The sequence below is a fragment of the Streptomyces gobiensis genome, assembly GCF_021216675.1.
GTDB classification, from domain to species: domain Bacteria; phylum Actinomycetota; class Actinomycetes; order Streptomycetales; family Streptomycetaceae; genus Streptomyces; species Streptomyces gobiensis.
In genome coordinates this window covers 925,603-944,259 of record NZ_CP086120.1, presented here as the reverse complement: position 1 = coordinate 944,259, position 18,657 = coordinate 925,603, and the positions used below count along the sequence as shown (strand labels likewise).

Annotated in this window: 14 protein-coding genes and 2 pseudogenes; 6 read left to right on the top strand and 10 right to left on the bottom strand. The window is 70.9% G+C overall.

Features of this window, described 5'->3' with window-relative positions; all coding sequences use genetic code 11:
- Nucleotides 1-69: 69 nt before the first annotated feature.
- Entirely contained in the window at nucleotides 70-708 is a 639-nt protein-coding gene (locus tag test1122_RS04390; protein WP_232267835.1) for an HAD family hydrolase, read from the bottom strand.
- A 279-nt stretch (nucleotides 709-987) separates the two neighbouring features.
- Between test1122_RS04390 and test1122_RS04385 the strand changes: the two genes are divergently transcribed.
- The 3 genes and pseudogenes from test1122_RS04385 (at nucleotide 988) to test1122_RS26545 (ending at nucleotide 2,868) form a co-directional block, all read left to right on the top strand.
- On the top strand, nucleotides 988-1,524 hold the full coding sequence (locus test1122_RS04385; RefSeq protein ID WP_232267834.1) for a flavoprotein: 537 nt from the start codon (nucleotides 988-990) through the stop codon (nucleotides 1,522-1,524).
- An 87-nt stretch (nucleotides 1,525-1,611) separates the two neighbouring features.
- Nucleotides 1,612-1,755: pseudogene (locus test1122_RS04380) on the top strand (fumarylacetoacetate hydrolase family protein); the annotation flags it as partial.
- A gap of 198 nt (nucleotides 1,756-1,953) precedes the next feature.
- The gene (locus test1122_RS26545; protein ID WP_277879791.1) at nucleotides 1,954-2,868 is read left to right on the top strand and encodes a hypothetical protein; all 915 of its coding nucleotides are present in this window, start codon (nucleotides 1,954-1,956) and stop codon (nucleotides 2,866-2,868) included.
- Nucleotides 2,869-2,911: 43 nt separating this feature from the next.
- Here the strand turns inward: test1122_RS26545 and test1122_RS04370 are convergent, their stop codons facing one another.
- The 5 genes and pseudogenes from test1122_RS04370 to test1122_RS04350 all read right to left on the bottom strand — a co-directional run.
- Nucleotides 2,912-3,610, bottom strand: coding sequence for a TetR/AcrR family transcriptional regulator (locus test1122_RS04370; protein ID WP_232267833.1), 699 nt, complete (start codon nucleotides 3,608-3,610; stop codon nucleotides 2,912-2,914).
- Nucleotides 3,611-3,644: 34 nt separating this feature from the next.
- Nucleotides 3,645-4,742 (bottom strand): PDR/VanB family oxidoreductase, encoded by a 1,098-nt coding sequence (locus tag test1122_RS04365; RefSeq protein ID WP_232267832.1) that lies wholly within the window; start codon nucleotides 4,740-4,742, stop codon nucleotides 3,645-3,647.
- Nucleotide 4,743: 1 nt separating this feature from the next.
- A complete protein-coding gene (locus test1122_RS04360; protein WP_232267831.1) occupies nucleotides 4,744-5,607 on the bottom strand; it encodes a metal-dependent hydrolase in 864 nt (287 codons plus the stop codon).
- A 58-nt stretch (nucleotides 5,608-5,665) separates the two neighbouring features.
- Nucleotides 5,666-7,642 (bottom strand): hypothetical protein, encoded by a 1,977-nt coding sequence (locus test1122_RS04355; protein WP_232267830.1) that lies wholly within the window; start codon nucleotides 7,640-7,642, stop codon nucleotides 5,666-5,668.
- Between the two features lie 86 nt (nucleotides 7,643-7,728).
- Nucleotides 7,729-10,272, bottom strand: a pseudogene (locus test1122_RS04350) (alpha-N-acetylglucosaminidase); the annotation flags it as partial.
- A gap of 192 nt (nucleotides 10,273-10,464) precedes the next feature.
- Between test1122_RS04350 and test1122_RS04345 the strand changes: the two are divergent.
- Both test1122_RS04345 and test1122_RS04340 read left to right on the top strand, forming a co-directional pair.
- On the top strand, nucleotides 10,465-11,046 hold the full coding sequence (locus test1122_RS04345; RefSeq protein ID WP_232267829.1) for a hypothetical protein: 582 nt from the start codon (nucleotides 10,465-10,467) through the stop codon (nucleotides 11,044-11,046).
- Between the two features lie 36 nt (nucleotides 11,047-11,082).
- A complete protein-coding gene (locus test1122_RS04340) occupies nucleotides 11,083-12,414 on the top strand; it encodes a PepSY-associated TM helix domain-containing protein (RefSeq protein ID WP_232267828.1) in 1,332 nt (443 codons plus the stop codon).
- Nucleotides 12,415-12,915: 501 nt separating this feature from the next.
- Here the strand turns inward: test1122_RS04340 and test1122_RS04335 are convergent.
- Nucleotides 12,916-13,674, bottom strand: coding sequence for a DUF72 domain-containing protein (locus test1122_RS04335; RefSeq protein WP_232267827.1), 759 nt, complete (start codon nucleotides 13,672-13,674; stop codon nucleotides 12,916-12,918).
- A gap of 94 nt (nucleotides 13,675-13,768) precedes the next feature.
- Here test1122_RS04335 and test1122_RS04330 point away from each other — a divergent pair, with 94 nt between their 5' ends.
- Nucleotides 13,769-14,821, top strand: a complete 1,053-nt coding sequence (locus test1122_RS04330; protein WP_232267826.1) for a LacI family DNA-binding transcriptional regulator — start codon at nucleotides 13,769-13,771, stop codon at nucleotides 14,819-14,821.
- Here test1122_RS04330 and test1122_RS04325 read toward each other — a convergent pair.
- The 3 genes from test1122_RS04325 to test1122_RS04315 are packed head-to-tail and all read right to left on the bottom strand — an operon-like array spanning nucleotide 14,808 to nucleotide 18,385.
- Nucleotides 14,808-15,515, bottom strand: coding sequence for a sulfite exporter TauE/SafE family protein (locus tag test1122_RS04325; RefSeq protein ID WP_232267825.1), 708 nt, complete (start codon nucleotides 15,513-15,515; stop codon nucleotides 14,808-14,810). The genes test1122_RS04330 and test1122_RS04325 overlap by 14 nt on opposite strands.
- Complete coding sequence (locus tag test1122_RS04320; RefSeq protein ID WP_232267824.1) at nucleotides 15,512-16,990, bottom strand: amidohydrolase family protein; 1,479 nt, start codon at nucleotides 16,988-16,990, stop codon at nucleotides 15,512-15,514. Before test1122_RS04320 ends, test1122_RS04325 begins: the two co-directional genes overlap by 4 nt.
- A 45-nt stretch (nucleotides 16,991-17,035) precedes the next feature.
- Nucleotides 17,036-18,385 (bottom strand): uracil-xanthine permease family protein, encoded by a 1,350-nt coding sequence (locus test1122_RS04315; RefSeq protein ID WP_422397060.1) that lies wholly within the window; start codon nucleotides 18,383-18,385, stop codon nucleotides 17,036-17,038.
- Between the last annotated feature and the right edge of the window lie 272 nt (nucleotides 18,386-18,657).

Sequence of the window (18,657 nt, the reverse complement as noted above, 5' to 3'; positions counted from 1 at the left end):
GGTAGCGGCGTACTCACGCACCGACAGGAGATCTGCCCCTCCCGTCGCACAGTCGGGGCAGAACGACGCTCACCCCTTGGTGATCCGCACCAGGTCGTACAGTGAGGTGATGTGCCAGTCGGCTGCGGATGCCTCGGCGTTGTCGGCCCACAGGTGTCCCCAAGGGCCGCGTCGGATGTGCGCCACCCGCAAGCCAGCTGCGGCTGCGGGGCCAACATCGTTTGCCGGGTGGTCCCCGACGTACAGGACGTGGTCCGGCTCGGCTTCGGCCAACTCCACTACCCGGCTGAAGAACTCCGGGTCCGGTTTAGCGACGCCCCACTCGCCGGAGGTAGCGATCGCGTCCGCAGGCAGGTCCAGCGCCCGCAGCAGCTCAGCCGCGCGTACGGACTGGTTCCCAGCGACCACCACACGGACCCGGCCCTCTTGAAGCGCGGTCAGCGCGGGGCGTACGTCTGGATAGAGATCACTCTCAGCCAGGTACTCACCTCGTCCGGCTGCCTCGCGAGCGGCGTATTCCGCGTCGAGGTCGATGCCTGGCTTCAGCAACCGCACCGCATCAGCGTTGTCCCGACCCTGAGCGACAACCGCCCCGACCAGAGCGGACAAAGTGTGGACGGGAACACCGAGCCAGTCGGCCCATGACGCCCAGTAGCGGTCATCGCGGACGATGGTCTCCCCGATATCCAGCGCGACAGTGGTAATCATCGGCCGCCACACTACGCCCCAGCACCGCCACCGGATGGAACAAGCCCAGGAGCCGAGCGACGATATCCAAGGCGCTGCCCTGGGACGGAGCGGCCACTCGCCTGTACCGCAGCGTAGGTGGCTGGCTCGTCGCGGCCCGGGCCAAGTGGCGTTCAGTCCCTGCATCCCTGCATGCGTATTCGGTCATAAGCGGTACCTGTATAGATAGGTGCGGGAAGGGTGTCTCCCGTCGCCCGCCGCTCTGGGTCGTGGAGCGCCCGGGTGTGGTGGGATTGCGCTATGTCCCGTGTGATGTATTTGTTCGGCGCTGCTGCTCCACCGGTGTTCTACTTCGCTGACGTCGTGAAGCGCGCTCAGGCCGATGGGTGGCAGGTGTGTGTGGGGCTGACGCCGCCTGCCGCCTGCTGGCTGGAGGAGCGCCTGCCCGAACTGGAGGAGCTGACCGGACACGCGGTCCGTTCGCAGTACAAGCTGCCAGGTGAGCCGGACACCTGGCCTAAGGCAAGCGTGATCGCGTTCGCTCCGGCCACCATGAACAGCATCAACGCCTGGGCCCTGGGCCTGACATCGTCGTTCGTCGTCGGACTGGCCGCAGAAGCAATCGGTAAGAAAAGTCCGACGGTGGCTATGCCATGCGTGAACTCCGCCTATGCCCACCACCCGCAGTTCGAGCGCTCTGTCGAGACACTACGGAACGCGGGAGTGACCATGCTGTACGGCGAAGGCGGATTCGTGCCGAACCAGCCGGGACAGGGACGGCCGGAGACGTATCCATGGCACCTGGTCATGAATGCCGCCGAGAAAGCGTTGAGCTGAACGCAAGCACACTTGCACTGGAGGCCAGGCGGAGGCCACCAGGTACCGTCGGACCATGCCACGGCGTCGCCATCGATGGGTTCGGCACTCCTCCCAGGCGATGTGGTGCTCACCGGTACGCCCGCCGGAGTCGGCCCGATTACCCCAGGAGACACCGTCATTGTGCGGATCTCCAAGATCGGTGCGCTGGCCAACACCTGCCGTGGCACGCCTCAAGCTGTGGCGGAATAAGGGGACTTGACCGCACGCGACGCAGCGGCGGTGTACTTTGGGTGATGACCTGCTTCGTCTGTGTGACGAAGCGGCCCTCGGGTGGTGTGCGACCACCGCTCCCGAGGGCCTACACCGACGAGTGGATTGGGCCCACTGACGATGCACTGCGATGTTAGCGCGCCTGCGCGTGCTCCCTTCCTTCAAACCCCTGAAGCGTTGATCGATGAGGTCGGGCTGTCTGATGCCGGGTTGCGGTTGTTGCAGGCGATGGTGAAGCTGGCGCCCCGGAACGGGCGGAACAGTGACGCGGTCGCCAAGGGGCTGGGGATGGGGAAGGAGAAGACCAACGCCGCGCGTAAGTCGCTGCGGGAGCATGGGCATTGGCATGCGCGGAAGCGGCAGAACCGGGAGGGGCAGATCCGCGATCAGCGGATGGCGTCGCTGGTGCCGTTGCGGACGGAGGCGGAGGTGGAGGCCGGGTGGGCGGCGGCTGAGGAGGCCGCACGGCTGGGCAAGGACACGGACCAGTCGCGGAGGCTGGGGGTGCGGATTCTCAACTCGGCTCAGTGGCAGGCGAAACCGGCCGCCGGTTCGGCCGGTTCACGGCCCGCCTGGCGGCGGCCCCCGGAGGGGCACGAGACAGATGTAGTCCAGACCCCCCTCCCTGTCCCCACGCCAAAGCCAGCACCGCAGGGCAAGCCGGACAGGGAGGCGGGGCTGTCGGCGTTGACGGGGCCGTTGGCCTCGTATGCCGAGCGGGCTGAGGGGGTGTTGATGCGGTTGCGGCGGACCACGCCTGAGCTGGTGCTGTCGGCGGCTGACGCGCGGGAGTTGGCGCAGATCGCCGGGCACTATCTGCTGCGGGGTGAGGGGCCGGAGACCATCCGGGCCGTGGTCGCGCAGGGGCTGCCACCGGAAGGGGTCCGCTCGCCCAGAGGGTTTGTACGGCAGCGGCTGCTGCGGTATATGCCGCCGCTGCCCGCCTGGGCGAAGCCGGACCTGCGGAAGGCGGAGAGGCCCGGCCCTGTACCCACCGCGCCGGATGTGCCAGTCACCCGCGCAGGTGGACCGGCTGACCTCATTCGCCAAGGACGCGGCTGGAGGGCCGCCATGCAAGCCGCCAGTGGCTGACGTGCGTCGCGGGGCCTTCAGTACGGGTGCCGGGAACGGGCAACTAGTCGTCCTGTGGGGCCAAGGACAGCAGGCTGGTCAGCAGGTTGGTGAAGGGGCCCTCGGGGGGTTCCTGGGCGATGATGTGCTTGACCAGTGCCGCGGTCTCCTCGTCCGTGGTGGCCGTGACCGCGCTGAGGGCCATGAAGTTGTGGACCAGCTGGAGTTCCAGCTCCTCGCGGGGGATCTTCCGGTCGTCCAGCCAGGTCAGCGCCGTGGTCTCCGCCAGGCCCACCCAGGAGCGGATGACCAGGGCCAGGCGGGGGCCCGGCTCGGTCACGTCCAGGTGGTTCAGGACCTGGTCGTACGCCTTCTGCCGGACTTCGTCGATCATGGCGTTGGCCCGTGCCGAGCCAACCGTCGAGCCACCGCGCAGCAGTGCGGAGAAGCCGGGCCCATGCTCTTCGACGAAGTCGAAGTACCGGCCCATCACGCGCAGCAGCCGGGGGCCCAGCGGGCCCTCATGGGGCTCGATGAAGCGGGCGGACAGCTCGTCGGCGGCCACCCGTACCGCTGCCTCGTAGAGGCTGTGCTTGCCGGGGAAGTAGTGGTAGACGAGCGGGCGGGATATCCCGGCGGCTGTGGCGATGTCGTCTATCGACACCTCATCGGGAGATCGCTGGCTGAACAGCTCCAGCGCCACCGTGAGCAGCTGCTGTCGCCGCTCCTTCACACCCATTCTGCGCCGAACACCGGTCGTCATAGGAACACCCTAACGACCTGTGTCCAGGTCGCAGTTACAGATCGAGTACCAGACGGCCGCCGCGGGCCCGGGATACACAGATCAGCATGGAATCATCCCGCTCCGCGTCGGTCAGCAGCTCATCGCGGTGGTCGATCTCCCCGGCGAGGACCCGCTGCTGACAGGTGCCGCAGAAGCCCTGCTCACAGGAGTACGGCAGGCCCGGCAGCGCTTGGCTGCGGATCGCGGCAAGGAGAGTGGAGTCCGCCGGTACGTGCACCGTGTGGCCGCTGTGGCGTAGCTCGGCCTCGAAGGGCTGGTCCTCGGCCGATGGGTGGACTGTGGTGAGGGAGAAGCGTTCCATGTGGAGTGCGCCGCCGGGCGGCTCCGCGGCGCACAGGTCGGCTACGGCGTCCATCAGGGCGTCCGGGCCGCAGCAGTAGACGGCGGCGTCCGCTGGCGTCTCGCGCAGCGAGCCGGTGAGGTCGGGCAGGCCGTCTTCGTCCTGCGGGACGATCGTCACCCGGCCATTGCCGTCGTCCAGCTTGGCGAGCTCCGCCAGGAACGGCATGGTCGCCCGGCTGCGTCCGCCGTAGAGCAGCCGCCATGGCACACCGGCCGACTCGGCGGCGTACACCATCGGCAGGATCGGGGTGATGCCGATGCCGCCCGCGACAAAGAGATACGCCGGGGCGTCCACCAGCGGGAAGCGGTTGCGCGGGCCGCGTACGTCGACCTCGGTGGCCTCGAAGAGCTGCTCGTGCACCTCGCGGGAGCCGCCCCGGCTGTTCTCCACCAGCCGGGTGGCGATGGTGTAGGAGCCGGTGTCGGCTGGGTCGCCGCACAGTGAGTACTGGCGGACCAGGCCGGAGGGGAGAACCAGGTCGATATGGGCGCCCGGCTCCCAGGCGGGCAGCTCGGAGCCGTAGTCGGCGGTCAGGCGGAGCTGGACGACGCCCTCGGCTGGTTCCGTACGTTCGGCCACGGTCAGCCGCAGCCCGGTCGTCGGCCGCTGATGGCGGCGTACGCCGGATATGGGCTCCGCCAGCGGTGGCATGGGCCAGAGCGGTGACCGCTTGATCCGGCTTCGCAGCGCCCGGCGGGCCAGCAGGGCGCCACCGGTGAGCAGGGCGACTGTGCGCAGTCGGGGCATATCAGGCTCCCTTTCCGTGTACGCCGGGGGAGCCGGCGAGGTAGGCCTGCGCCTGGGCGGTGCTGCCCTCCTGCGAGGGGTGGTACGCACGGCTCAGATAGCGGGGTATGGAGCGGACCATGTCCCCGGTGGTGGGCAGCACGCCCTCGCGCCCGGCCCGGTGGAACTCCCGGAAGCTGGCCTTGCCGTCCAGCAGCGTCGGGTCGTTCTCCATGAAGAACCGTGTGCCGCGCTGCCAGAGGAAGACCAGCGCCGAGAACGCCGTCGCCCAGGTGCGCACCCGGCGCCGGTAGCCGCCGTCGACATGCATAAAGAGATCGAAGGCCACCGAGCGGTGCTCGACCTCCTCCGCGCCGTGCCAGCGCAGCAGATCCAGCATCACCGGGTCGGCGTCCCGGTCGTCCAGCGCCTTGGCGTTGAGCACCCAGTTGCCGAGGAACGCCGTGTAGTGCTCGATCGCCGCTATCAGCGCGACGCGTTCCATCAGCCACCACCGCTGGGCCCTGCCCGGCGGCAGCGTGCGGTCGCCGAGCAGTTTCTCGAACAGCCAGTCCACCTGTGCGGTGTACGGCGTCGGGTCCAGGCCCAGCCGTTTCAGCTGCGGCAGCACATCGTCATGTGCCTGGGAGTGCACGGCCTCCTGGCCGATGAACCCGATCACATCTTCGCGCAGCCGCTCATCGTGGATATAGGGCAGCACCTGCTTGTAGACGTGCACAAACCATCGTTCACCGGCCGGCAGCAGCAGGTGGAGCACATTGATGGTGTGCGTGGTGGACGGATCACCCGGCACCCAGTGCAGTGGAGTCCGGGACCAGTCGAAGGCGACATTGCGGGCCTTCAGCTTCGTGGCCGTATTAGACATGGCGTCAATGTACTGGCGGGTACCCTCCTGGCAATAGGTGTGCGACAGAAGACCGTGCTTACTTCAGCGGGCCGAGCTCGCCGCCGTCCTTCAGCGTGGCGGACAGCTCCGCCTGGGCGCCCTTCTTGGCCGGTACCGCCAGCAGCCGCTCATCGGAGCTGCCCGTCACACCGCCGGTCGCCGTGATCGAGGCGACCGGCTCACTCCCGGCCGCCAGCAGATGCCAGTCCCCTTCGCTGGACTTCCACAGCACCCCGCTCAGCACCCGCTGATCGCGCGGCCCGCACACCGGGCTGTCCGCCGCCTGCGCCGTGACCGCGCCGGGCGTCCCCGGCTTCTTGCCCGGCGCCTGGAACTGCGCCAGCACCCGGCTGCCGGGGCCCCGCCAGGTCTCCGCCCGGGTGCACACCCAGCTGGCCTTGCCGTCCCCCTCGGGGAGCCGCTGCTCGGCGAAGACCCAGGAGTTGACCGTCCGCACCCCGCCGCCGCTCACCGTCGAAAGATGGCAGGCCGTACGGGCCAGGGAGGCGCGCGCCGCCGAACCCAGCGCGTCACGCGGCTCCGCGTCCGGGGCGCCATGGGTCAGCCGGGCCGGGGTCAGCTCACCCAGATCCGTCAGCAGATACGGCTTCGCACCGCCCTGCGCCGTGATCCGCAGCGCGGGCCAGACCCCACACCGCTGCTGGCCCAGCGGCGGGCTGGTCACCGGATCGGTCACCCCGTCCTCCCGGCGCTTGACCACCCGCCCGTCGTCGCCCGGCTTCAGCAGGTTCAGGACGGTTACGTCCGTCACCCAGGGCGCCGTCAGATAGCGGGCGTTACCGTCGCTGCGGGTGAGGAGCACCGCGGTCGACGATGCCGTGTCGGCCGTGTCCGTACGGGCGAAGTCCAGGCCCACCGGACCCTTCTCGCCGCCCCTCGGCTCCGCGTAACGCACCACCCGCAGCCCGTCGTGCAGCAGCACCACCGAGGCGCCGTCCACCTCACCCGCGTACAGCAGCTGCGCCGGACCCGCCGCCGGGCCCGCCTGGGTGCCCGGTGTCGCCGTCACATTGACCTGCCCGCCGGGGCGTGCCCATACGGCGAGGGCGCGCCGCAACAGCTCCTTGTCCCCGGTGAGTTCGCCCCGGGCGGGCCAGGCCGAGAAGTCGGTCCGTGCGGAGCTCTGCCAGGCGGCCGGCCGCACCTGGTGCAGCTTCGCCGGGTCCAGGGCGCGCTGCGCCGCCGGATTCCTGGCATAGGCGGGCGCGGCCGCACCGTCCCGCCCCCAGGTGTCCCCGGGCAGCCCCAGCAGCAGCCCGCAGACGGCCAGCGCCGCCACCGCCGCGATCGCGGCCCGGCCGTGCTGGCGGCGACGCATCAGATCGGTCGGCCGGGCTTGCAGGGAGCAGGGGTCGAACTCCACCGACTCCAGCAGCGAACGGTCCCGGCTGCCCGCCGGACTCCGTACGCCGTTCGCCTCGGTCAGCGCCGCATGCGGATCGTCCACCCCGGCGGCGGCCAGCAGCTTACGTACATCGGCGTCGGCCATCCCCTCCAGATCGCGCAGCACATACGCGGCCCGGGCCGCCCCGGAAACCGTGCACAGCGCCTGGTCCAGAGCGAGCTCATCGGCGCCCCCGGAACGCGGGAACAGCCGTAGCCCCAGCACCTGGGGCAGCGGTGGCGGCACCCTGGGCAGCCAGCTCAGCTCCCACCGTCCGATCCGCCGTGGCCGCTCGGCGGTGAGCGCGGCCCGCAGCACGCGCAGCCGCACATACGCGTAGCCGGGGTCCGCCGTCCGGCCGCCGTAGCCCCGCTGGGTGGGCAGCGGGGGCGTCTCGGTGGCGGCCCGGCCACGCGGCAGCGACCGCTGCGCCAGGGCGTGCGCGGTCAGCACCCGGCGGTGCCGGCCGAGGGCGGGCGGCAGTACGAGATAGCCGAGCCGCACCAGCCGGGGATAGTGCTCGATGAGCGCGGCCTCGGCCTGTTCGATATCGATGGGCTCGGGCGGTACGGGAGAGGAAGCAGAAGAGGAAAGGGTCTGCGAAGTCACGTCTGAAGGGGCCACGTTGAGCAGAACGAGTGAATGGATCGTTGGTCACCTGTACCTGTGTGCGACAGCGATCCCCTTCAGTTGGCCAGCGAACCGGCCACGAGCAGCTCGCCGTCGTACACGGCCCGGACCCGGTCGCCCTCACCACGCGGCGCGTACCGCGCGCCCAGGGTGTACGGCACCCGCCGCAGCGGCCGTTCCAGGGGTTCGCCGGGCGCGGTCACCCGCCAGCGGACCGTCGCCGTACCACCGGCCGGTACGGCGGCTACCGCGGTCGGGTCCAGCGGCACGGCGTCCAGGCCGCTGAGGGTGAAGTCGACCGGGCCGGTCGCCCGCAGCCCATTGACGTTCCGGAAGGACGCGGTCAGCAGCCCACGCCCGCCCGGCTCCAGCTCCACCGGATCCAGTGTGGCCGTCAGCGTCCCCTGGTAGGGCGCGCGGGCGAGCGCGTGGTACACCCGGACCGCCGTGCGGTACGGATCACCGACCGGGCGCAGCGGATACTCCTTACGCTCCCGGCTCCATGGCTCCTCGACCGCGTACCAGTCGACCTCGCGCGGCTCCCGCCCCTCGGCCAGCGCGTCCGCCAGCTCATCCAGCCAGCGTTGCCAGCGCGGCAGATAGAAGTCACCGATCAGGCCATGCCAGTCGCGATTGGCGTAGTCGTGCAGCCGCCCGCCGTTGGCCGTGGGCCGGTCCGCCCAGGTGGTGATCAGCTTCCGCGCGCTGTGTTCCAGCTGCGCCCGTTCGGTGTCGCCGGTGGCCATCCGCTGGGCGTCCGCCAGCCAGGGGCCGAGCAGGAAGGCCTCGTGGGTGCCGGCCATCTCCTCGCTCAGCCGCATCAGCTTCAGCCACAGCGTGGAAAGGGCGCGGAAGGTTTCCCGGTCCTTTCTCACGTAGGCCGCCTTCAGCTGCCCGATCAGCTGCCAGGAGCGGTTCGCCAGCGCCTGCCGGGCCATGTCCGTCAGGTCGTAGCGGTAGGCGTCGCTGGTGCGCAGTGACGCCCGTACGCCCAGCAGCATGGCGAAGGCGGAGTCGAAGCCCGCCGGATCGAAGGCGGGGGAGCGGGTGGCGTAGAACGTTCCCGAGCGTGCGTCCAGGCTGGGCCGGGCGGCGAAGATGGAGTCATGCGGGCGGCCGTCGGCGCTGCTGATCTCATAGGCCGTCCTGCGCAGCACCGCGAAGGCGGCATGCGCGTACCGGTCTTCGTCGCCGTAACGCGTCTTGGCGTAGTCCGCGAACCACCTCTCCCGGTCCACCGCCTCCTGGCGCCAGGCCAGTTCGCTGAAGAGCTCGAACGCGGCCGGGTCGCGCTCCGCCGCCTCCGCCATATAGGCGGTGCCGACCAGCTTGCTGCCCGGTTTGTCGCGCCAGGCGGTGAAGCGCCTGGTCCACATATGGGTCTTGGCGCCGATTGTGGTGCGGCCGCCGAAGTTCGGGATGGTGCCGAAGGCGTAGGGCACCCCGCCCCAGTCCCGCTCGCGGTCCGTCACCCGCTCAAGGTCCGAGAGCCCATCGACGATCAGCATCCGCTCCTTGTCGGCCACGGCGTCCAGCAGCTCGCGGTGGGGATTGTTCCGCCAGCCGAGGATGACCCAGGTCGCCCCGGGGTGGGCGTCCTGCAGCGCCTTCTCCACCGCGCGGGCGGCGTCGGGCGCCGGGACATCGCCCGGGTTGCCGCCCTCATGGAGCAGATCCATCTTGAAGTGTTCGATATCGCCGAAGAGTTCGCGCTGATGGTGGTAGAAGGCGGCGGCGGCCTCCCGGAAGACCGGTGTCCGGGGATCCAGCCAGTGAGGCCGCTTGAGCCCGGCCCACTGGCCCTGCGGGATGGTCCGCCCGCGGGGATTACGCTTGGTGAAGTCATCCGGTACGGTCCCGAAGTAGCCCGGCAGCACCGGTGACATGCCCAGCTCGCGCAGCCGCCGTACGATCCGCTGCGCCAGCTCCACGCGTCTGTCCAGCAGCTCGGGACTGACCGGGCCGCCGTAACCGGACATGTTCTGCAGCAGCCACCACGGCTGGTGCGACGGGGCCGGCAGCCAGGCCCGCACCTCGGAGTCGCGGTAGCCGAAGCCCCGCAGCAGCCGGTGGTAGACCGCCTCCGTGCCCGGTGTCACCAGCACCTCATTGCAGCCGTGCAGCGCCATGACATCAATCAGCCGCTCCCAGCGCGGCCAGTCCGCGTACGGCCCGGTGTACCCGTCATGGGTGTCATTGAGCGCGAAGCGGTGCGGCACGGTCGCGGCCCGCTCAATGGGCTGACCGGGCGCCGGCAGCAGCCAGGGCAGGCTCAGCTGGCTGCCCGCCCAGGAGATATGGGCGTGGCAGACCTCCTTGAGATACCAGTGCACGGCGGTGAGCAGCACGGCCGGGCTGGTCCCGGCGACCGTGATCCGCCCGTAGCTCCCGGTCACCCGGAAGCGCTCCTTGCCGGTCAGCTCGGCGAGCTGGAACTGGCTGGCGTGATCCGGCAGCAGCCGCTGCAGCGCGGCCCGTACGGGCCGCAGCCGATCGGGTGCGGTGGGGGGGCGGCGTGCGGCGCTTCCGGGCAGCGCTGCCCCCGTGCCCGCGGCCACGGTCGCTCCGGCCGCGAGCGCCCCGGCCGCGACGGCTCCGGCTCCGAGCATATGACGTCTGGTCAGTTTTATCGTTCTCACCCCTCCCAGCGCACCGGTTGGGGAAGCGTAACGACGGACTCCGCCGCGGACTAGACAACTCGGGGTGGCAAGCGGGTGACCGTTCGCTGCCCCTGTCCGTGCTTGATAAAAAAGGCCCTGTTAAGAGAGGCGTGTCCACGGCCGTGCCATGATGCCGCCACCATGACCTCCGCACCCCGATCGCTGTCCCGCGCCATACGCGCCGCGCTTTTCGCGGCGGTGTGTGTGGTGCTGGCGGCGGCGGGGCACACGGCCATGTCCGGTCATGACACACCCCTGCGCACCCTGCTTGCCGCCCTGGCGGTGACCGGCTCGGTGGCGTGGCTCGGCGGGCACCGCCGCCGTGGTCCGATGACGATCGGCGGCGGACTGCTCGCCGTACAGACAGCGCTGCATCTGCTCTTCGCCGCCACGCGGATGCCCATGGCGCCCCCGGCGCACGGGACCCACCTCACCCACCCCACCCACCACGTTTCGCTGGGCATGCTCGCCGCCCATCTGCTGACCGCGCTCTGCTGCGCGCTGTGGCTCTGGCGTGGTGAGGTCGTCTTCTTCCGGCTGCTGCGGGCGCTGCACGCCCTCGCCCTGCCGCCGCTCGCGCTGCGCCCCGTACCGGCGGCACTGCCCGAGACGGCGGCCCCGCTCGTACGGACCGGGCGCACCGCCGCGCGTCCGCACACCGTGCGCCTCGCGCACACCCTCTCCCGCCGTGGTCCGCCCGGGAACGCAGCACTCAGCGCGTAACCCCATCACCATCCGCCACGAAGGATCCGCGTCCCCATGTCCGTAGACACCCCTGCCCGGAAAGCCCCCGAGAAAGCGGAGCCGCCACCCCGGCGGCCCACCGGCTGGACCGCGCTGCGGCCGCTCGTACTGCGGCTGCACTTCTACGCCGGACTGCTCATAGCCCCCTTCCTGCTGGTCGCCGCGGTGACCGGCGGGCTGTACGCCGCCTCGTACCAGATAGAGAAGGTGATCTACTCCGACCAGCTCTCCGTCCCGGCCCAGGACACCAGCGTCCCGCTCGCCGAGCAGGTCGACGCCGCGCTCAAGGCCCACCCCGACGGTGAGCTCAAGGCGGTCTGGCCGTCCGACGGCGCCGGTGCGACCACCCGGGTACTGCTGAACGACCCGAGCGTGCCCGAGGACAAGTCACTGGCCATCTTCGTCGACCCGCACACCGCCGAGGTGAAGGGTGCGCTGGAGAGCTACGGCAGCTCCGGCGCACTGCCCTTCCGGGCCTGGGCGGCCAGCCTCCACCGTGACCTGCTGCTGGGTGAGCCCGGGCGCTTCTACAGCGAGCTGGCGGCGAGCTGGCTGTGGGTGGTGGTGCTCGGCGGGGTGCTGCTGTGGCTGGGCCGCCGACGTAAACAGCGCAAGCTCCGTGGCACCACCGGGCGGCGCCGCGTCCTCTCGCTGCACGGCACGGTCGGCCTGTGGGCCGCGCTCGGTCTGCTGGTGCTCTCCGCGACCGGGCTGACCTGGTCCACGTGGGCGGGCGAGAACATCGGTGAGCTGAGGGAGCGGGTCGGTGGCTCGACGCCCAGGATCTCCGCCGCCGCCGGGTCCGCGCCCGCGTCCGGGGACCACCCGGACATTGGCCTCGATCAGGTGCTGGAGATCGCCCGTACGGAGCAGGGGCTGACCGGGCCGGTTGAGATCAACGTCCCCGAGCCGGGTGGCGATTACGTGGTCAAGCAGACTGACCGTCAGGTGCCGCAGCGGATGGACCAGATCGCGGTGGACCCCGCCAGCGGTCTGGTCACCGACCGGCTCGACTTCGCCGACTATCCGGTGCTGGCCAAGCTGACCTCGTGGGGCATCAACGCCCATGATGGGCGGCTGTTCGGCCTGGCCAACCAGCTGGTGCTGTTCGCGCTCGCGGTGGGGCTGGCCCTGCTGATCGTCTGGGGGTACCGCATGTGGTGGCTGCGCCGCCCCACGGCCCACCCGTATCCGCGCGGTGCGCTGCGGCGGCTGCCGCCGGCCTGGTGGCTGCCCCTGGCGGCGGTGACGCTGCTGGCCGGCTGGTTCATCCCCCTGCTCGGCCTGGGCCTGGCCACGTTCCTCACCGTCGACGCGGCCCTGAGCGCGTACGCCCGCCGCCGGTAACTCCCCCAATCCCACCCCTCCCCGGCTGTACTGATTTGCGGCTCCGCCGCGTGGGGGGCTGCCGCCCCCGGACCCCCACCCATGTTGTGGGCACTCGGGCCGCCCGAGGGGCGGCACGGGTGGGCACAACACCCGGCCACCGTCCCGCACCGGCAAACTCCGGGGCCCGGGGCGAAGCCCCGGTTTCCGGGAAGGGGCGGGAATTGGGGAACCCCACCCACGGCACGCCCGGCGCCCGGGCGAAGCCCCGCCGCGCGGCGGAGCCGCATGCTGGTACAGCCGGGAAGGGGAGGGAATTGGGGAAGCCCCCGTGCGGGGTCGTTGCGCGGGCCTGGGCCCGAACCGGGGCAGGTCGGTGAGCCCGCGCTGGTGGCCGGGTCCCGGGAGCCCGGCCACGTGGCGGAGCCGCATCTCGGTACAGCCGGGAAGAAGTGGTTGCGCGGGCCTGGGCCGGTACCGGGGCGGGCCGGTGGGCCCGCGCTGAACAGCCGGGGTGCCCGGCTAGAGGCGCGGGGTGCGGGTTACCGCGCGGCCCAGCTTCCTCGCCGCCCGCGCGAACGCGACCGCGTCAAGAACCGCCGCCCCACCCACATCATTGTTGAAGTACACATACACATCCGCCCGGTCCGGCCACTCATCGCCGATCCGCCGCACCCAGGTCTCCAGCGACCGCTCCCCGTACCGCGGCCGCAGCCGTGCGATCCCCTCGTGGCACCGCAGATACCCCCAGTCCGCGGTCCGCCACAGCGGTGTCGCGGGCCGGGCCCGCCGGTCCGCCCAGCACAGCGCGGCCCCGTGCCGCTCCAGGACGCCCCGCACCTCATCGGTCCACCACGAGTCGTGCCGCGGCTCAACCGCCACCCGCATGCCGGGCGGAAAGCAGCCGAGGCACGCGTCCAGCCGCCCGGCGTCCGCCTGGAGATTCGGGGGGAGCTGCAGCAGCACCGGCCCCAGCCGGTCACCCAGTCCCTCGGCATGGTCCAGCAGCCGCCGCACCGGCTCCTCGGGATCCTTCAGCCGCTTCATATGAGTGAGAAAGCGGCTCGCCTTGAGCGCCATCACAAAGCCGTCGGGCGTGCGTTCCCGCCACTCGGCGAAGGTGTCGCGCTGCGGCAGCCGGTAGAAGGCGTTGTTGTTCTCAACGGTGGCGAACTGCCGCGCGTACTCCTCCAGCCACAGCCGTTGCGGGGTGCTCGGCGGATAGAGCACACCCCGCCAATCCCGGTACTGCCACCCAGAGGTGCCGATGAGCAAGGGCACACCTCCATCGAAGCACGGCTGAGGGAGAATGGCGGGGAGGCGGGCAGCCGGGGCGCTCCGCCGATCCAGTGGCGTGTGAGGAGCCTGTACGCAGATGACCGCCTCCCGTTCGGCAGCCGGGCAGCCGACGATCAGTGATGTCGCCCGAGCCGCGGGGGTGTCGCGGACCACGGTCTCGCACGCCCTCAATGAGCGGGGACGGGTCGACCCCCGTACCCGCGAACGGATCAGGAAGGTCGCGGCCGAGATCGGCTACCACCCCAATCCGCGTGCCCAGCGGCTGCGCCGGGGCCGGGCCAACGCGATAGCCCTGGCCTCCTCGATGCCGGTCGCGGTGGCCGGCGGGCCCTCCCGGCTGGGCTTCTACATGGAGGTGGCGGCGGCCGCCGCCGAGCGGGCCCTGGCCCATGACTTCGCCCTGGTGCTGGTCCCGCCCGCGCAGTCCGCCGCCGGGCTGCAGTCGGTCGACATCGATGGCGCCATCGTCGTCGAGCCGGACGAGGGCGATGTTGTGGTGGCCCAGCTGAGGGAGCGCGGGCTGCCCCATGTGTCGCTGGGCCGTCAGGTGGCGGCGCCGGAGGACGCGCCGTATGTGGATCTGCACGGTGGTCTGGTCATCGAACGGCTGCTGGACCATCTGCGGGAGCAGGGCGCCCGCCGCCCGGCGCTCATCACCGGTGCCAGCTCCCGCCACTCCGCCGTTGACGCCCGCGCCGCCTTCGCGCGGGTGGCCGCCGAGCGGGGCTGGGAGCCGATCTCCGTGACCGCGCCGGAGGAGGGCGGTGAGCAGGCCGGTTACGACGCCTGCGCGGCGCTGCTGGAGCGGCATCCGCAGATCGACGCGGTCTGCGCCATGGTGGACGCGCTCGCAGTCGGCGCCGTCCGCGCGGTCAAGGACAGCGGCCGCACCATCCCCGGCGATGTCATGGTCGTCACCCGCTACGACGGGATTCGCGCCAAGACCTGCGAGCCGCCGCTGACGGCGGCCGATCTGTGGCTGGACCGGGCCGCCACCGAAGCGGTCGAGCTGCTGCTGGGCAGGCTGCGCGGGGAGGACACCGCCACCGTGGTGCGGGCCCCCGAGCCCCGTATCGTGCCTCGCGCCTCCTCGCTGCGGCTCACCTCTCCAGGGCTCAACCCAGGATGAGCACGGTCCCGGAGATCAGGGCGAAGGCCAGTACGAGAAAGCGCATCCGCGCCGCGTCGATCCGATGATGGACCAGTCGGCTGAGCCCGGCGCCGAGCGCCAGGGCGGGCAGTACCAGCAGCACCGGCCACAGCTCCCCGGTCTGCCCCTGACCCGTGCCGAACAGCAGTGCCAGCGAGGCGACTTCACCGACAAGGAAGCACATCGCGACCGTGGAGCGCAGCTCGGGCGGCGGGCGGTGCTGGTAGACCAGGGCCAGCGGTGGCCCACCGACCCCGGTCGCGGTCTCGGTCAGCCCCGTGACGACCCCGGCCCCCAGATAGGCGGCACGCCCCGGGGTGAACGTGGGCGCCGCCAGGCTCACCGCCGCGGCCAGCACCGTCGCCACCCCGACGACCGGGCCGAGCTGCTGCTGCGGGATCGCCCACAGCAGCATCAGCCCGGCCGGGGTCGCGGCCAGCCGTGCAGCGCTGATCCAGCCCGCGCCCCGCAGATCCAGGGCGCCCCGCTCCCGCACGACCACATAGAGATTCAGCGGGACCATCGTGGCCAGCACGAACACCGGGACCAGGGTGGGGTCCAGAAGTCCGGCCACCGGCGCGACGATCAGGGCGAAGCCGAGGCCGCTGGTGCCCTGGACGAACGCCGCCACCGCCACGACGAGTGCGAGCAGCGCGGTCATTTCCGTACTCACGCCGCCCCGTTCTCCGTCCGCCGCCGTCCGGCCCGGCAGTGGGCGGCCTGGTGCTGTACGGACGTGGGGTGGGCGCGGGTGATGGCGGCCTGTTCCACCACCTTCCGGCCAGTGTCGGCGGCCTGTTCGACCAGGGCGGGACCGTCCCAGTCGGTGGGCCAGCCGTGCCACAGCCGCAGCCGTCCGGCGACGAAGACGGCGGTGATCTGGTCCCGGCCCGCCAGCCGCACCAGCTCCCAGGGCAGGTCCCAGGACGGGCGCATCTCCGGCCCGGTCACATCGACCAGCAGAAAGTCCGCCGCCATCCCCTCGGCGATCCGCCCCGTGCGGTGCCCGAGCCCGACGGCGTCGGCACCCCACCGGGTGGCCCGCTCCAGCCAGGTCCAGCCCGCCCCGCAGGAGTTGTCGCCCACGGTCAGCCCATGGGTGATCCGCTGGGCGAACTCCGCGGCCTCCACCAGCCGGAACGCATCGCCCCGGGTGCCGTCGGTGCCCAGCCCGAAGCGCACCCCGCGCTCGGCCAGCGCCATGGCCGGGGCCACGGCGTTGCCCTTCCAGGCGCTGGCCACCGGGTTGTAGCTGACCGCCGCCCCGCTGTCGACCAGCAGCGTCACCTCCCCGGGGGTGAGCAACGTGGCGTGCGCACCCAGCAGTTGGGGCCCGAGCGCGCCGACGTCATGGAGGTACTCCAGGGGCCGCAGCCCGTGCTGGAGCAGCGACCGTTCGACGCCGGCGAGATGCTCATTGACATGGATCTGGACGACGGCACCGGCCTCCCGGGCCAGTTGGGCGGTGTCCCGCAGCGTCCGCGCGGTCGCCGCCTCGGGCACCGGAACGGCCAGCGAGGGGTGTACCAGAGAGTCCTCGGCATAGCGGCCGAGATGCCGCTCGGCCGCCGCCAGTGCCTGCGCGCGGTCGGCGGGCAGTTCGCCATCCCCGCCAGCAACGCCGACATCGCCGCAGACCATCCCGAGCACACAGCGGAGGCCCGCGTCGCGGGTGGCCGAGGCCACCGCCTCCACATCGACCGGTGCCCGGGTGCCCGCCTCGGCGACGGTGGTGAAGCCGCCGCGCAGCGCCTCCAATGCCGCCAGCTTCGCCGAGAGATGCGCGGATTCCTCATCCAGCGCGCCCTCCAGCGGCACCCACACCCGGCGGAATATCTCCGACGGCTCTCCGAACGCCAGGGCCGAACCGAAGCTCTGGGTGAGGTGGTGATGGGCATCGACGAACCCGGGCATCAGGACGTGTCCGGCCAGCCGCACCGGGGTGAGGTGCCGGTACTCGCGCAGCACCTGCTCGGCGGGGGCGACGGCGAGGAACATCCCGCCGGAGACGACGACGGCGTGCTCGCGCACGGGCCCGTCGGGCGTCAGCACCACATCGGGAACCAGCAGCAGCGACTCGGCACCGAGACTGTCGGGGCTGTCAAGGCTGTCGGGGCTGTCGGGGCTGTCGGGGTGGAGGTCGGTCATGACTCTCTTCTCGGTCGGGGTGGGGGGTTGGGGGTTTCTGCTCGCTCAGGACTTCGGGACGCCGGCGCCGGAGTCCGCGTCGGCCGACCGGCCCGTATCCGTATCCGTATCCGTGTCCGTATCCGTGCCGCCGGGGCGGCGGCGCCGGAGCCAGGGCCGTACATGGTGGAAGAGGATGTTGAGCACGGCCGCGACGGTCGCGCCGACCGCGACTCCGCTCTCCAGCAGAATGCGGGCGTTGGGCGGGAATGCCTCGTAGACGCCCGGCACGAGGATCGGCAGCAGGCCCAGCGCCAGTGCGGTGGCGATGATGAACGTATTGGCCTGGTCGTGCAGATCGCAGCGGGCCAGCATCTGCACACCGAGCACAGTGATCACCGCGAAGACCACCATCGCGGTGCCGCCCACCACGGCGGAGGGAACGGCGCTGATGGCACGGGTGATGGGCGCGGCGAAGCCAATGAGGATCAGCACCAGCCCGGCGGCCACCGTGACAAACCGGCTGCGGACCCCGGTGACCCGTACGATGCCGATGTTCTCCCCGCTGGTGACCATCAGCGGCAGGCCGAAGAATCCGCCGAGGGTCGAGGTGACCGCGTCACCGCGGATGGTCTTGGGCACATCCTTGTCCGGCTCGATCTTCTTGCCGACGGCTTCGGCGTTGATGACGGTCTGCCCGGTGGCCTCCGCCATCGAGGCGATGCTGTACAGCATCAGGGGCAGTGCGGCGAGCAGATTGAACTCGGGGGTGCCGAACGGCAGCGGCTGCGGCGCCTGGACGAGGGAGCCATCGGCGACCACGCCGAAGTCGGCGCTGCCGAGCAGGACCGCCAGGACCGTACCGGCGATGAGGCCGAGCATCACGGCGAGTTGCCGAAGTATGCCGCTGAACAGCCAGTAGAGGCCGATGGTGAAGGCGATGGTCGCGAAGCCCAGCAGCAGATTGTGGGTGTCGGCGAAGCCGGGCTCCCCGGGACGGCCGGTGACGAGCAGGGCGCCGACTTTGACGAGGTTGACCCCGACGATGACCATCATCGTGCCGATGACGAGGCCGGGAAAGAACCGGAGCAGCCGGGCGAAGAGCGGGAGTACGAGGAAGTAGAAGAGACCGGTGGTGATCACCGCCCCGGTGGCGGTACGGGGGCCGTGCTGTTCGGCGATGGCGATGAAGAGGATGAGCGGGGCGCCCCCGGGCAGCATCACGAACGGCAGCTTGGCGCCGAGCTTCCAGGGGCCCAGGGACTGGAGCAGTGACCCCACGCCGGACAGGATGAACACCGCCGAGAGCAGATTGACGGTGAGACGGGCGTCGAAGCCGAGGACGGCACTCATCAGGAAGACGGCCGAGATGGGCGTAGCGGCCATCACCAGAACATGCTGGATGCCGAAGAGCATCACCCTGCTGAGCGGGCGGGATTCGTCTACGGGGTGGGGTGCGGGATCTGGTGCGGGGTGTGGTGCGCTGGGCGTGGACACGTTTTCGAGCTCCGTTCGGCTCGCTCCGACTTCGGTCTGCGATCTGGCTCCGGCGGGGTACGCCATGCGCCAAATCGATTTGGCCAAATCGATTTGGCAGCCAGTATGTGAACGGGCTGCAGGGGCGTCAAGGGGTCCGGCAGCGCTGGAACCTCTCAGAACTTTTCCCGGAAAATAGGACTGAATAGGAC

Coding starts and splice junctions, on each gene's coding strand:
- test1122_RS04315 (WP_422397060.1), bottom strand. CDS start 18,385: ATGCTCTTCGGCATCCAGCATGTTCTGGTGATGGCCGCTACGCCCATC.
- test1122_RS04320 (WP_232267824.1), bottom strand. CDS start 16,990: ATGACCGACCTCCACCCCGACAGCCCCGACAGCCCCGACAGCCTTGAC.
- test1122_RS04385 (WP_232267834.1), top strand. CDS start 988: ATGTCCCGTGTGATGTATTTGTTCGGCGCTGCTGCTCCACCGGTGTTC.
- test1122_RS04345 (WP_232267829.1), top strand. CDS start 10,465: ATGACCTCCGCACCCCGATCGCTGTCCCGCGCCATACGCGCCGCGCTT.
- test1122_RS04365 (WP_232267832.1), bottom strand. CDS start 4,742: ATGCCCCGACTGCGCACAGTCGCCCTGCTCACCGGTGGCGCCCTGCTG.
- test1122_RS04370 (WP_232267833.1), bottom strand. CDS start 3,610: ATGACGACCGGTGTTCGGCGCAGAATGGGTGTGAAGGAGCGGCGACAG.
- test1122_RS04330 (WP_232267826.1), top strand. CDS start 13,769: ATGACCGCCTCCCGTTCGGCAGCCGGGCAGCCGACGATCAGTGATGTC.
- test1122_RS04360 (WP_232267831.1), bottom strand. CDS start 5,607: ATGTCTAATACGGCCACGAAGCTGAAGGCCCGCAATGTCGCCTTCGAC.
- test1122_RS04340 (WP_232267828.1), top strand. CDS start 11,083: ATGTCCGTAGACACCCCTGCCCGGAAAGCCCCCGAGAAAGCGGAGCCG.
- test1122_RS04390 (WP_232267835.1), bottom strand. CDS start 708: ATGATTACCACTGTCGCGCTGGATATCGGGGAGACCATCGTCCGCGAT.